At 64.5% G+C, this 11,802-nt stretch carries 13 protein-coding genes; 5 read left to right on the forward strand and 8 right to left on the reverse strand.

Translation table 11 applies throughout. The features are described 5' to 3' along the window. Nucleotides 1-37: 37 nt before the first annotated feature. Nucleotides 38-652: a PaaI family thioesterase gene (locus OR16_RS28305; protein ID WP_006161895.1), complete on the reverse strand. Its 615-nt coding sequence runs from the start codon at nt 650-652 to the stop codon at nt 38-40. A gap of 36 nt (nt 653-688) precedes the next feature. Further along, a complete protein-coding gene (locus tag OR16_RS28310) occupies nt 689-1,024 on the reverse strand; it encodes a PaaI family thioesterase (protein ID WP_006161897.1) in 336 nt (111 codons plus the stop codon). 221 nt (nt 1,025-1,245) lie between these two features. On the opposite strand from OR16_RS28310, the gene OR16_RS28315 reads away from it, so the two are divergent. Continuing rightward, on the forward strand, nt 1,246-1,848 hold the full coding sequence (locus OR16_RS28315) for a TetR/AcrR family transcriptional regulator (RefSeq protein WP_006161898.1): 603 nt from the start codon (nt 1,246-1,248) through the stop codon (nt 1,846-1,848). Nucleotides 1,849-1,882: 34 nt separating this feature from the next. Here OR16_RS28315 and OR16_RS28320 read toward each other — a convergent pair whose 3' ends face one another. Continuing rightward, nucleotides 1,883-2,371 carry a PaaI family thioesterase gene (locus OR16_RS28320; protein WP_006161900.1) on the reverse strand — a complete coding sequence of 163 codons (489 nt, stop codon included), beginning with the start codon at nt 2,369-2,371 and terminating at the stop codon, nt 1,883-1,885. A 266-nt stretch (nt 2,372-2,637) separates the two neighbouring features. Between OR16_RS28320 and OR16_RS28325 the strand changes: the two genes are divergently transcribed. After that, nucleotides 2,638-2,823 (forward strand): DUF1289 domain-containing protein, encoded by a 186-nt coding sequence (locus OR16_RS28325; RefSeq protein WP_043421498.1) that lies wholly within the window; start codon nt 2,638-2,640, stop codon nt 2,821-2,823. Nucleotides 2,824-2,852: 29 nt separating this feature from the next. Here OR16_RS28325 and OR16_RS28330 read toward each other — a convergent pair whose 3' ends face one another. The 3 genes from OR16_RS28330 to OR16_RS28340 form a co-directional block, all read right to left on the reverse strand. Continuing rightward, nucleotides 2,853-3,596 carry an MOSC domain-containing protein gene (locus tag OR16_RS28330; protein ID WP_006161902.1) on the reverse strand — a complete coding sequence of 248 codons (744 nt, stop codon included), beginning with the start codon at nt 3,594-3,596 and terminating at the stop codon, nt 2,853-2,855. Further along, the gene (locus OR16_RS28335; RefSeq protein ID WP_006161904.1) at nt 3,593-6,058 is read right to left on the reverse strand and encodes a penicillin acylase family protein; all 2,466 of its coding nucleotides are present in this window, start codon (nt 6,056-6,058) and stop codon (nt 3,593-3,595) included. Before OR16_RS28335 ends, OR16_RS28330 begins: the two co-directional genes overlap by 4 nt. Nucleotides 6,059-6,318: 260 nt before the next feature. After that, nucleotides 6,319-7,752, reverse strand: a complete 1,434-nt coding sequence (locus tag OR16_RS28340) for an aldehyde dehydrogenase family protein (protein ID WP_006161906.1) — start codon at nt 7,750-7,752, stop codon at nt 6,319-6,321. Between the two features lie 204 nt (nt 7,753-7,956). Here OR16_RS28340 and OR16_RS28345 point away from each other — a divergent pair, with 204 nt between their 5' ends. Then, complete coding sequence (locus OR16_RS28345; protein ID WP_006161910.1) at nt 7,957-8,571, forward strand: hypothetical protein; 615 nt, start codon at nt 7,957-7,959, stop codon at nt 8,569-8,571. Between the two features lie 82 nt (nt 8,572-8,653). Here OR16_RS28345 and OR16_RS28350 read toward each other — a convergent pair whose 3' ends face one another. Further along, nucleotides 8,654-8,761, reverse strand: coding sequence for an ABC transporter ATPase (locus OR16_RS28350; RefSeq protein WP_141639931.1), 108 nt, complete (start codon nt 8,759-8,761; stop codon nt 8,654-8,656). Between the two features lie 68 nt (nt 8,762-8,829). Here OR16_RS28350 and OR16_RS28355 point away from each other — a divergent pair, with 68 nt between their 5' ends. Together OR16_RS28355 and OR16_RS28360 are read left to right on the forward strand one after the other, a co-directional pair. Continuing rightward, on the forward strand, nt 8,830-9,780 hold the full coding sequence (locus OR16_RS28355; protein WP_006161913.1) for a site-specific integrase: 951 nt from the start codon (nt 8,830-8,832) through the stop codon (nt 9,778-9,780). Nucleotides 9,781-9,847: 67 nt separating this feature from the next. Then, the gene (locus OR16_RS28360) at nt 9,848-10,834 is read left to right on the forward strand and encodes a site-specific integrase (protein WP_006161914.1); all 987 of its coding nucleotides are present in this window, start codon (nt 9,848-9,850) and stop codon (nt 10,832-10,834) included. Between the two features lie 40 nt (nt 10,835-10,874). On the opposite strand, the gene OR16_RS43730 is transcribed toward OR16_RS28360, so the two are convergent. After that, nucleotides 10,875-11,372 (reverse strand): hypothetical protein, encoded by a 498-nt coding sequence (locus tag OR16_RS43730; RefSeq protein WP_141639932.1) that lies wholly within the window; start codon nt 11,370-11,372, stop codon nt 10,875-10,877. Nucleotides 11,373-11,802 lie beyond the last annotated feature (430 nt).

Genomic DNA, 11,802 nt, shown 5'->3' on the forward strand with positions numbered 1-11,802 from the left:
GTCCGGTCGCGCAGCGATCGGACTGTCACTCTTCCAATCAAGCCTCACCCCGCATCTTGGCGGCTTGCACAGGCCTGCCGAAGCCGCTTGCAGGGCAAACTACGGAGCCGCACGAGACGGCACCGGTTTTGCCGTACGCGCCAAATGCCTGGCGGTTAATTGCTTTTATGGCTTCAATCGCGTGGCTTACCCGCCTTGGCGCCCTGCGCTCGACGGGCACAAGAATGACCTCGCCCGAAGCCACCAGCCTGAGTTCGCCGCCGTCGAGCTCAGCGAACACTTCCGCCCGCGCAAACACCTGCCGCTTGCCTGCCTTGGTCACGGTCGCCCGGGCCACAAAGCCCTGCCCCACGGCAGGCGCCATGCAATTGACCGAGTAGTGAGACGCCATCACCGGCCCCGCCACCGTGGTGGCCGCGAAGCCGCAGGCGGTATCGACCAGCGCGCCGATCACGCCGGCGTGAAGGAACCCGGCGTACTGCGTGGCCTCGTCATGCCAGGGCATGCGCAACTCGGCCTCCCCGCCCTGCGCCCGGACCACCTCGAAGCCCAGCCACCGGTTGAATGCGGCGGTCTGGTTGGCACGCTGGACCACGTCCAGTGAATAAGCGCTGCCGCCGGTCAAGTTGGTGCTGATCGTGTTCGCTGTCATTGCGTTACCCTGCCTGGTTGAGATTCGAGGAAAAATTCACTGCGTGGCGCGGAAGGTCGCGTTGGCCCTGGCGCAGGCCACACCGTCGGCGGTGACAAAGGCCTGGGCGAAGCACAAGGTGCCGCCGACCTTGGTGAATGACGTTTCAAAGAGCAGCCACTGCCCTATCCTTGCCACGCTGAGGAAGTCGATCGACAGGTTCACCGTCACCAGGCCGCGTGCCTCGGTGAACTGCATGGCGCACGACAGGCCCATGGCGTTGTCCGCCAGGGCCGAGATCAGCCCGCCATGGGCGAAGCCGCGCGCATTGGTGTGCGCCTGGGCTAGTTTCACGGCCAGCACGATGGCCTGGTCCGAGCGTTTCGAGTACAACGGCTCCCAGGGGTCCGTCAGCGGACTGTGGCGGAAATGCGGCGTGAAGCCGGTTGGAATATCCGGGAAGGCGCGGCATGGCCGGCCGTGGTGCTGGTCATCGAGATGTCTCCTGGTCGTATCGGCGAGGCTGCGATTGCCCCACCACTATTCTTAATGTAGACCAGTCTATATAATTCGATGGGGATATCAACCCCTCCAACGACCGAGGACCAGATCAAATGGCCGCACAAGCCAAGCACCGCGACAAGATCGTCCGTTCCGCCGCCGTGCTCTTTCGCCGCTACGGCTATGCCGCCAGCGGCACCAACGACATCGTTGCGCTGAGCGGCGCGCCCAAGGGCTCGCTCTACCATTATTTTCCGCGAGGTAAGGAGCAGATCGCCGAGGAAGTCATCGTGTATGCCGGCGAATTGGTGCGCACGACGCTCGCGCAGCTATGCGCCGAACACGACTCGCCAGGGGCGATCGTGCGTGCCTATGGCGTCCTGATGGCCGGCTGGATGGCGCAGTCGGACTACCGTGACGGCTGCCCGATCTCGACCATCCTGCTGGAGATCGCCCCGGAAGCCGAGGGCGTAGCGGCGGCCGGCAACGCGGCGTTTGCCGCGTGGGAAGCCGTACTGGCCAATGCCTTTGCGGTGCGCGGGATCCCACAGGCACGCGCAACCGAGCTCGCCGGCCTCGTGATCTGCGGCTGGCAGGGCGCATTGACGCTCGCCAAGGTGGCCAAGAGCGGCCAGCCGATCCGGCGGGCGGTGGATGAGCTGGCACGGCAACTCGATGCCGAGCCGCGGCACATCGTCCAGGGGGAGCCAGGCTGACACGGCGGGAGTCCGTCAGGCATCCAGCCAGCCCTCAGAACAAGGCGCTGCTCATCAAGGCCTTGGCGACCAGTTCGACCTGGTCCGCGCTTTCCGCGTAGACCGAGACCTCGGTCACCACCTGACGGCGCCCTCGCCTCACCACGTTGGCGACGGCGCGCAGGGTCGTCGCGCGGGCGGCTTCGAGATACTGGATGTTCAGCGAACTGGTGGCGCCTCCACGCAGGTTGTCGGCATCGGCACCCGAAGCCGCGGCTGCCGCGCCCGCCACGTCGATCAAGGTGGCGATCACGCCGCCGTGCACGATCTCGCCGACCGTCACGTTGGCGGCACTGAAGGGCAGCAGCAATTCCACCTGGTCTACCGCCAGCACATCCAGCGCGATGCCAAGGGCGCGGGCCACGGGCGAGCCCATCAGCACCTGCTCGACGGTCTGGCGGACGCGCGGGTCGACGGGCGCTGTGGCTGCGTTGCTTGCGGCGTTGCTAGCGGCGCTGGACAAGGCGGGAATCAGGGACAGCATCTTGGACTCCTGCTTGAGATGGCGGATCGATCGGGAAGATCGGGAGGATCGCGATACCGCCAGCCTAAGCGTGCCAGCGGCGACGCTCAATTACCTCTGGCGTAATCGGTTGGCAGCCAAGACCGGCGAGCCAGCCGTTTATAATGAGCGCCCATCCGCCCCCTACCAGCCGCATGCCGTCAAACCCGCAAGACCCCAGCCAATCCGCCCAGCCAGCCAGTGGGCAGCCGGAGTCACAGCCCAGCACCCCACGCGGCGACGAAGGCCTGTTCGACCGCCCGGACAGCCCGTGCATCGGCATCTGCTCGACCTTGTTTGACGAGATTTGCCAGGGCTGCGGCCGTAGTGCGATGGAGGTCAGCAACTGGGTCTTCATGGACGATGCGCAAAAGCAGGTGGTGTGGGAACGCATCACCCGTGAGGGCACGGGCAAGCGCTTCCGCCAGGGCTGATTGGCCCGGCCAGCCGCGGCCGGTAATGCTCACCCACCCGCCAGCCGCCGCTCCATATCCTCCACCTCGCGCCGCTCCAGCCGCTGGCGCGCCAGCTTGCGCCAGTTCTCGGCCAGTGCCGGCAACGCCGCCATGGCGGCCAGCGCGCCCACATCCAGCCGATCCACGTAGAGTACGTGCAACAGCCGCTGCAGGCTCCAGTCCGGACACGGACGCGCAACCAGCACGAGATTGTCGCCCCGCATCAGCGCCCCCTCTTCCAGCACCCGGTAGTACCAGCCCGTGCGCAAGCTCTGCTGGACCGCGCGTGCCATGCCGGCGTGCCCGAAGCGATGGTTCAGCTTCCAGCAGGGCTGGCGTGCCTGCGACACCTCCACCAATGCCCCGCCGAGCCGAAAACGATCGCCGATGCAGATATCGGCCTCGGTCAGGCCCGCCGTGCTCACGTTCTCGCCAAACGCACCGGGCCGCGCGAGCACCTCGGCGGCCTGCGCCGATAGCGCCGACAGTTCTTGGCGCCAGGCCGGATAGTGATCGAAGGCATAGTGGTGGATGGCCTTTTCCGGGCCGCCATGGTGCTTGGGGTCTCCCTGCCCGTCTCCGGCCAAACCCAGCATGGTGACGCGTACCGCTGTATCCAGTGCTTGCTTGTCGATGCCGCTGGGCACGCCCTTGGGCCCGAAGGGGCGCACCACGCCCAGCAGCACGCTGTCGATACGGGTGGCACCCCCGGCCACGGGCTTGCCGAGCCCGACGATGTGGCCGGCCTTCATCGCGCGCGGCCGGCCGGTTGCAGCACCAGCGTATCGAAGGCTTCATTGCCCGGCGCGCGGCGGCCTGGCGCCATGGTGATGTAGTGCACCGCGGCCCACTTGTCGGTCCAGTCGCGGTAATGGGTCGACATCACGTTGCCCGATTGCCCGGTCGAATCCATGAAGCGGGACTCGGCCAGGTCCGACAGGTCGTAGATGGCGCGCAGGCTGGCCGCGTGCACGCTCTCGAATGGCGCCGCTTCATCGCGCAGGTTATGGCGCCCTACGTTGACCGTATAGGTGTCGCCGCCGCTGGGCACCTTGACGTTGAACAAACCCGCCAGGTAGGGCTGCTTGCCAAATGGCTTGTGCTCGGAGCGGGCCGCGTGCGCTTTGCCCCAGTGCCAGCGTTCGGGCTTGTCGCCATAGCGCTGGTCCAGGTCGGCAATGGCGAGGCGCCAGGCTCTGGCGACGGCATCGTCACAGCGCTCTTGCGCGGGAGTCGTGCTGTCGTCGCACCAGAACGCGCCCTGCCCCTGCGGATTGCGCAACACGTTGAGCATGGGCTGCTGCACGTTACGCTGCTCCCACAGGCGGTTGAACAGCGCGGCACCCACCTTGTCCTCGAACAACACACGCGAGAGTGCGCGCAGCCACGCGGTTGCCACCAGCGGCTCGGACAGCCCGGCCTGCATATCGCCATCCCATTTGCGCAGCGACTCGATCAGCGCGCGCTCGCGTGCCGGCAGCGCCGTGTCGCTGGCGAAGGGCGATGCTAGCAGCAGCGGCAAGGCATCGCGCACGGCCAGCGAGAGCGTGTCTTTCTGGATCGCGCCAAAGCTGTCCATGGTGTGCCGCTCGGTGGCGTCGATCAGCGTGCGGATGCGCTGGTAGCGATACGGCACGGTCCACTCGCTGCTAAGGAAATACGGGTAGTCGTCCTCGACGATCTTCTGGTTGGCGGTGGCGATCACGCCCTCGGGCGGATTGAAGCTGCGCGGCAACTGCTCGAACGGGATGAAGCCGGACCAGTCGTAGCGCGCATCCCAGCCGGGGGCCGGCGCCAACCCCTTCAGGTCATTGTCGGCGCGGCGCAGCGGCACCCGTCCCGGCGCGATGAAGCCAATGTTGCCGTCCACGTCGGCGTAGACGATGTTCTGCTGCGGCGAGTGGAAATCGCGCAGCGCCGCCAGGAAGCCAGGCCAGTCGGTGGCGCGGTTCAGCGCCAGCCCGGCCTGCGCGGTCCGGTCGTCGGCGCGCAGCGCGGTCCACTGGAAGGCCACCACATACTGCGCCCCGAGCGGAGCCGCAGCGCTCGCCACCGGCTCGGCCACATCCGAAATCACCGGGCCGTGGCGCGTCTCGCGCACGTTCAGCGTCACGTCGGGCGCGCCCTTGACGTGGATGGTCTCCGTGCGGGTGACGAACTCGGCCCAGCCGTCGGGCGTCTGGTAGCGCTGCGTGCTGCCAGGCTGCAAACGCTCGATATAGAGATCCTGCACGTCCGGCGCGGTATTGGTGAAGCCCCAGGCGATGCGCTGGTTATGCCCGAGCACCACCGTGGGCATGCCGGGCAGCGTGGCGCCCGTGACATCCAGCCCGGGAGCCTGCATCTGGGCGAAGTACCACAGCGCCGGTGCCTGCAACCCGAGGTGTGGATCATTGGCCAGCAGCGGCTTGCCCGATCGGGTATGGGCGCCCGACACCACCCAGTTGTTCGAGCCCATGCCCTCCACGTAACCCGCCGGCGCCTGCTGCTCGACGCGCGCCATGGCCGTGGCCAGCGGCGCCAGGTGCCGGTAGAGGCTGCCATAGTCCATGGTGCGCAGCGGCCGTTCGCCGGGATACGGCGCAAGCAGCTCGTTGATGCGCGACACGGGCAGCACCTGCGCCAGCCGCATGCGCAGCGTCTCCTGGGTCCAGTTGCCGCCCAGGTCCCACGCCATCATGGTCTGCCAGGCCAGCGTGTCGGCCGGCTCCCAGTGCTCGGGCCGGGTCCGCAGGATCAGGAACTCCGGTGGCAACGGCCCCGTGCGGCCATCGATATAGGCATTCACGCCATCGGCGTAGGCCCGCAGCGCGGCCCGGGTCTCGGTGGAAGATTGGGCCAGGATCGCCTCGGCGTTGCGCCGCACGCCCAGGGTACGCAGGAAGCGGTCGGTATCCAGCGCGCTCGGCCCCAGGATTTCCGCCAGGCGGCCGGACACGATGCGCTTGTTCATCTGCAATTGCCACAGCCGATCCTGGGCGTGGACGAAACCGAGCGCAAAATAAGCGTCCTGCGCATTAGCCGCCTTGATATGCGGCACGGCATGGCGGTCCCGCACGATCGATACGCTCTCGCGCAGGCCGGGCAGCTTCAGCGTACCTGCGGTCTGCGGCTGCGATGCCTGGCGATACCAGACATAAGCGCCGAATGCCCCGACCAGCAGCAGCACCGCCAGCGTCAATACCAGCCAGGTCAGCCGTTTCAACCAACGCATCGATCCCTCTCCCCGCGTGGCATGTCGTGCCCGCGTTTTTATTTATGTTTTTGGTCCCGTGTCTCTTGCCCCGTCCGCAGGCCCGCTTGCAGGCCGCAGGCCAATGGCACTCCGGCATTATCGCCGAATCATGCATGCCGCCAACGTGAATCAATCCGGCAAACCCACCCATGAAAAATGCCCGGACCAGCCGGGCATCGTTCCTCGCGCGGAGGCGGGTGCGCATCGGTAGACGCGCCCGCCCTCGCCAGCGGCCGGCCTCAGGCAGCCGGCTTCTTCATCTGCAGCGACTTGTACTCGAGGAATTCCTCAAGCCCGTACTTGCCGGCCTCGCGCCCGTTGCCGGACTGCTTGTAGCCGCCAAACGGCGCCTGCATGTTGAACGGGCCACCATTGATGTCGACCTGACCGGTGCGGATTCGGCGCGCCACGCGGATGGCGCGCGCCTCGTCGCCCGACCACACGCCGCCGCCCAGCCCGTAGATGCTGTCGTTGGCGATGCGCACGGCATCTTCCTCGGTGTCGTAGCAGATGATCGACAGCACCGGGCCGAAGATCTCTTCTTGCGCCACCGTGGCCTTGGGATCGACATTGCCCAGCACCGTCGGCTTGACAAAGAAGCCCTTGTCCAACCCTTCGGGCGCCTCGGGGCCGCCCGCAACCAGCTCAGCGCCCTCGTTGATGCCGCGCTGGATGTAGCCGGTCACGCGGTCCTTCTGCGCGGCGGAGATGAGCGGGCCAAGGCGGCTGGTTTCCAGCAACGGGTCGCCCACGGTATAGCCCTCCACCACCTTCCTGGCGATGGCCTTGACCTCGTCATAGCGCGCGCGCGGCACCAGCATGCGGGTATGCGCCGAGCAGGTCTGCCCGGAGTTGAGGAAACAGGCGCCAACGGTGCCCTTGACCGCGGCAGCCAGGTCCGCGTCGTCCAGGATCACCGAGGCGGACTTGCCGCCCAGCTCCAGCGCCACGCGCTTGACGCTCTGCGCGCCCAGCTCGGACACGCGCTTGCCGGCGCGCGTGGAACCCGTGAACGACACCATGTCGACCTCCGGATGGCTGGCCAGTACCTCGCCCACCACCGGACCGTAGCCGGTGACCAGGTTGAACACGCCCGGCGGCAGCCCGGCGGCTTCGATCACTTCGGCCAGCACGAAGGCATTGAGCGGCGCCACTTCCGACGGCTTGAGCACCACCGTGCAGCCCGCGGCCAGCGCCGGCGCCACCTTCAGCGTGATCTGGTTGAGCGGGTAGTTCCACGGCGTAATGGCCGCGACCACGCCCACCGGCTCCCGAACCACCAGGGAATTGCCGACTTCTTCCTCGAACACGAAGGTCTCGAGCAGCTTGGCGGCCTGCGCCCAGTTGTAGACCGGGCCGCCCACCTGGATGGCGCGCGCCATCTTGATCGGCATGCCGACTTCGCCTGCGATCAGTTGCGCCAGTTCCTCGCTGCGCGCCTTCAGGCCCTCCGCGATCTTGCGGATATAGTCCGCGCGCACGCTGGGCGGCGTGGCCGACCAGCTGTCGAAGGCCGCCCGCGCTGCCTGGATGGCATCCTCGGCGTCGCGCGCATGGCCCTCAGGGATGCGGCCCATGACGGCTTCGGTCGTGGAATGGATGACGTTGATCAGGCCGGTACCGTGCGGGGCAATCCACTTACCGTTGATAAAGAGTTTGTCTCGTTGTTGCATGGCCACAGTTTTCAGTTGGGTGAATAGGCGGGTGCAAATTTTGTTACTTTTATGGTGCACCACATTGTAGTGCGCTTTGGCGGCTCGTTTTTTTGCAGCGCGCCAGCGCCCCAAACAACGTGGCGATAATCGGCCGGCGAGCCGCCTGGCGCCCGATGCGGGCCACCGCGCGGCGCTGCCCGGCCTAAAACAATGGAGCGAGACATGACCGACCCGGTTTTTCACAAGACCGAGCAAGGCCAGGACGAAATCCGCACACGCGCGCGCAAGCTGGACCATAAATTGCGCGCCCTGCTGCTGATCGTCAATGGAGAGCGCCGGCGCAGCGAACTGCTGGCCCAGACCGGCGGCATGGGCGTTGGGCCGCAGAGCATCGAAACCCTGCTGGAAGCCGGCCTGATCCGCGCGGAGGCTGCGGCACCGGCTGGCAGCCCGGCAGTGCCAGCCGCCGCGGCCAGCGTTAGCATTAGCGCCAGTGGCGACGGCAAGGCCGACAGCCTCTTCTCCATGTACGCCATGCGTGGCGCCAGCGTGCAGGTACTGGACGAGGCCTTGCCGGCGCAAGCCTCCACGCCGCCCGCCGATGGCACATACCAGCAGCTCTACCACTTCTATACGGATGTCATCGGCCATCATCTCGGCCTGCGCGGCTACCTGCTGCAGGTCAAGGTGGAAAAGGCCGCCAGCCCGGCCGAACTGGCGGCGCTGCGCGCTCCGCTCTACGCGGCCTTGCACAAGGCCAAAGGCGAGATCACCGCCGGCGCCATCATCGACCAGCTCGACCGGATGGTGCGCGGCGACGGGCATGCGTCGGCCTGAGCGGCCGCAACGGATCCCTGCTACAAAACGAGAAGGGCCGCGCATGGCGGCCCTTCTCGTTTGCCCGACCGGCACTTGCTGCTTAGCCGTCGATGCCCTGCGACTCCAGATACTCGTCGTACGTACCAAGGTAATCGGTCAGCGTGCCGTCGTTGCGCACTTCAATCACACGCGTGGCCAGGCCACTCACGAACACGCGGTCGTGCGAGACCAGTCACATTCCTGATGTAAATCAACCACTTACAGAAGGATTGGGACATGGCAACTATCGTGCAGCGTGGGGAATCGTGGCAGGTCAAGGTTAGGGCGACAGGCCAGCCGGTACGGTCGAAGACATTCAGAACGCGCGAGGAGGCAGAAGCTTGGGCGGCGGCAGAGTCCACCCCGGCCAGTGGGGTCACGGTGGGTGACCTATTCAAAATGTACGTTAAGCGTGTTGCCCCCAGCCGCCGCAATGGGGATTGGGAGAGGAGAGTTCTGCAACGGCTGCTGCGGGCCGAGGCGAAGCTTTGCTCATTGGGCGCGGCCTCTCTTGGCAAGCATCACTTAGCAACATGGCGGGACCGTAGGCTACAGGAGGTGGCCCCCGCATCTCTTAGGAGGGAACTGGATGTGATCTCAGCCGTGTACGTGGTGGCAATAGCAGAATGGAACGTTGGCCTTGCCGAGAATCCCGTTCATGGATTCCGTCGCCCCGCCCTGCCGCTGCCTCGGGAAGTTAGGCTCACTGAGGGAGATGACGGCAAGCTGATAGCCGCAGCCATTGACTTCAACAGGGAAATAGCCCCGGCCATCATCCTTGCCATCGAAACGGGAATGCGGCAGGGGGAGATTGCTTCGCTTCGGTGGGAAAACATCGACGTGGAAAAACGGACGGCCTTGCTCCCAATGACCAAGAACGGAACGCGGAGGCGTGTGCCTCTCTCCTCCAAGGCGCTGGAGGCGCTGACGTGGTGCCCCCCTCCACACAGGGGCAGAGTGTTCAAGCTGACCCAGCACGCTATGAAGTATGCCTTTCAGCAGGTACGTGAGCAGTGCGGGCTGGAGGGCATCCGCTTCCATGATCTACGTCATGAGGCAATCAGCCGGTTCTTTGAGAAGGGGCTGAACGTCATGGAGGTCGCGGCCATCTCCGGGCACAAGAACCTGAAGATGCTCCAACGTTACACCCACCTCGATGCGTCGAAGTTGGCCGCCAAGTTAGGCTGAAGTGATCAACGGTCGGCCCCGTCACGGCTTGTTACGGTCACACCTTCTGTCACGCAGGAGGAGTGCCATGCCCACGGTTCGAAAGCGCAGCGGCGGACGTTTCCAGGCCATTGTCCGTATCAAGCCGCATCCCGACTATTCCAGAATGTTTGATAGCGAAAGCGACGCAAAGGCGTGGGCTGCTGAGCTGTCTGAGCAATTGCTGGCTGTACGCAAGGAGCCGAAGATACACGCCTCCCGGTCGCTGACTTTGGGCGATGCGCTGGCAAAGTATGCTGAGGAAGTCTCGTCGGAGAAAAAGAGCGCATACCACGAGCGCAAGCTAATCAGGGTGTGGCGCGCGCATCCGCTGGCCGCTCGGCCGCTGAGCGAGATTCGCGGCGTAGACCTCGCACGACACAAGCAGGCGCGGCTGAAGGCCGGGAGAGGCGGAAATACCATCCGGCTGGAGCTGGCTATCATCTCACACCTGTACACCGTAGCTAGGACGGACTGGGGCTTGGACTATCTGGTCAATCCCGTAAAGACCATGCGTATGCCAAAGCTACCAAAGGGCCGAGACCGCAGACTGAGAGGTGGGGAGTTGGAACGGCTGCTTCAGCATTGCAAGGAAAACGGTGACAAAGCCCTAGCCGCTGCTGTGGAGTTGGCAGTGGAGACGGCCATGCGCAGGAGCGAGCTGGCGGGCCTCTTGTGGTCTGTTGTTGATCTGAAGGACCGCACCGCATACCTCGCAGATACGAAGAACTCAACGTCACGCACGGTCCCGCTCTCCCGGCGTGCTATGGCCGTGCTGGAATCACTTGAGAGGAAGAAGGAGCGCGTTCTAGGACTAAAGCCTGACACCATTTCCCATCGCTTCAGCGCGGCCTGTAACGCCTGCGGCATTGAAGGCCTACGATTCCATGACCTCCGGCACGAAGCTGTCTCGCGGCTATTTGAAAAGGGCTTCGGCATGGTGGAGGTGGCAACCATCTCCGGACACCAGACCATGCAAATGCTCAAGCGGTACACCCATCTCGACCCGAGGAAGCTACTGGACCGCCTGGGGTAGCTCAGCTAGACCACCCAACTCTGCCTTTGGTTGCGCTCTTTTAGTCGTTAGCGGGCTGGGGGAGCCCCAGCTTGTGATAGAAAAAAGCGCGCAGTTTCATCTGAAGCTCATCCAATACTTCCTGCGGTGCAACTTCCCCTTCGTAGGGGGACAGCGCTTGCTCAACTATCGCCCTGATGTGAAGCCCATCAGCCCGCGCATAGTGGCGAGAAAGCAGGCCAAGGAAGCGAGCTTGATATGCCTTACGCGCAGACGCATCTGGCACCTCCGCGCCGGAGCCAAATGGCGGCAGAACGTGTGCATCAAAATGTGGGTTCCGTATCTCTGCCGGATTCCCCTCCCGAGTGGGGTCGACCAAGTATGCTAGCCGAAATTCTTCGCCAGCAAAGCTATCAGACAAACGAATCAGAAATGGAATGCTTCCAAAAAACTGAACGATACCATCAACGCAGCCGCCCGTTGAATAGACACCGACGAAGTGATCGAACTCTCCAATACTCGGTACCGAGAAGTTCTCGTCAGTCGTAGCCCATCGCACATGGCTGCATGCTTTCCCTTCCTTGCAACACAAAATTCCTAACGCTATCAAACGCTGACGACAGAGCCACCTCCGTCATCTCCTCCCCTTTCCCGGTCAACTCACTCGGTACAATCGAATGGGAGGGATACCTCTCCCGCAGTTGAGCCAGCGCCCATCCCAGTTGCCTTTCATCACCAAGAGCAATATCTACATCGAAGACGTCGCCATCCACTGTCGGGGCGGAAAGTATCGGTCGTGCGATTTGCGGAACACCACCCGGCTGAAGATGGTATTTGTTTCCATTGCTGCCTTCGATATTCCTAAGAATAGGCCCACTCTCCCCTCTACCACCTCGGGTCCCAAGCAGGTTTCTTATCTCCCGCAGCCCCTTCTCCAGAGCAACGTCAATAGTCCTACCGAACAAGTCCTGTGAACCGCCCCGGGTTTA

This window comes from Cupriavidus basilensis OR16 (assembly GCF_000243095.1).
Classification (GTDB): domain Bacteria; phylum Pseudomonadota; class Gammaproteobacteria; order Burkholderiales; family Burkholderiaceae; genus Cupriavidus; species Cupriavidus basilensis_D.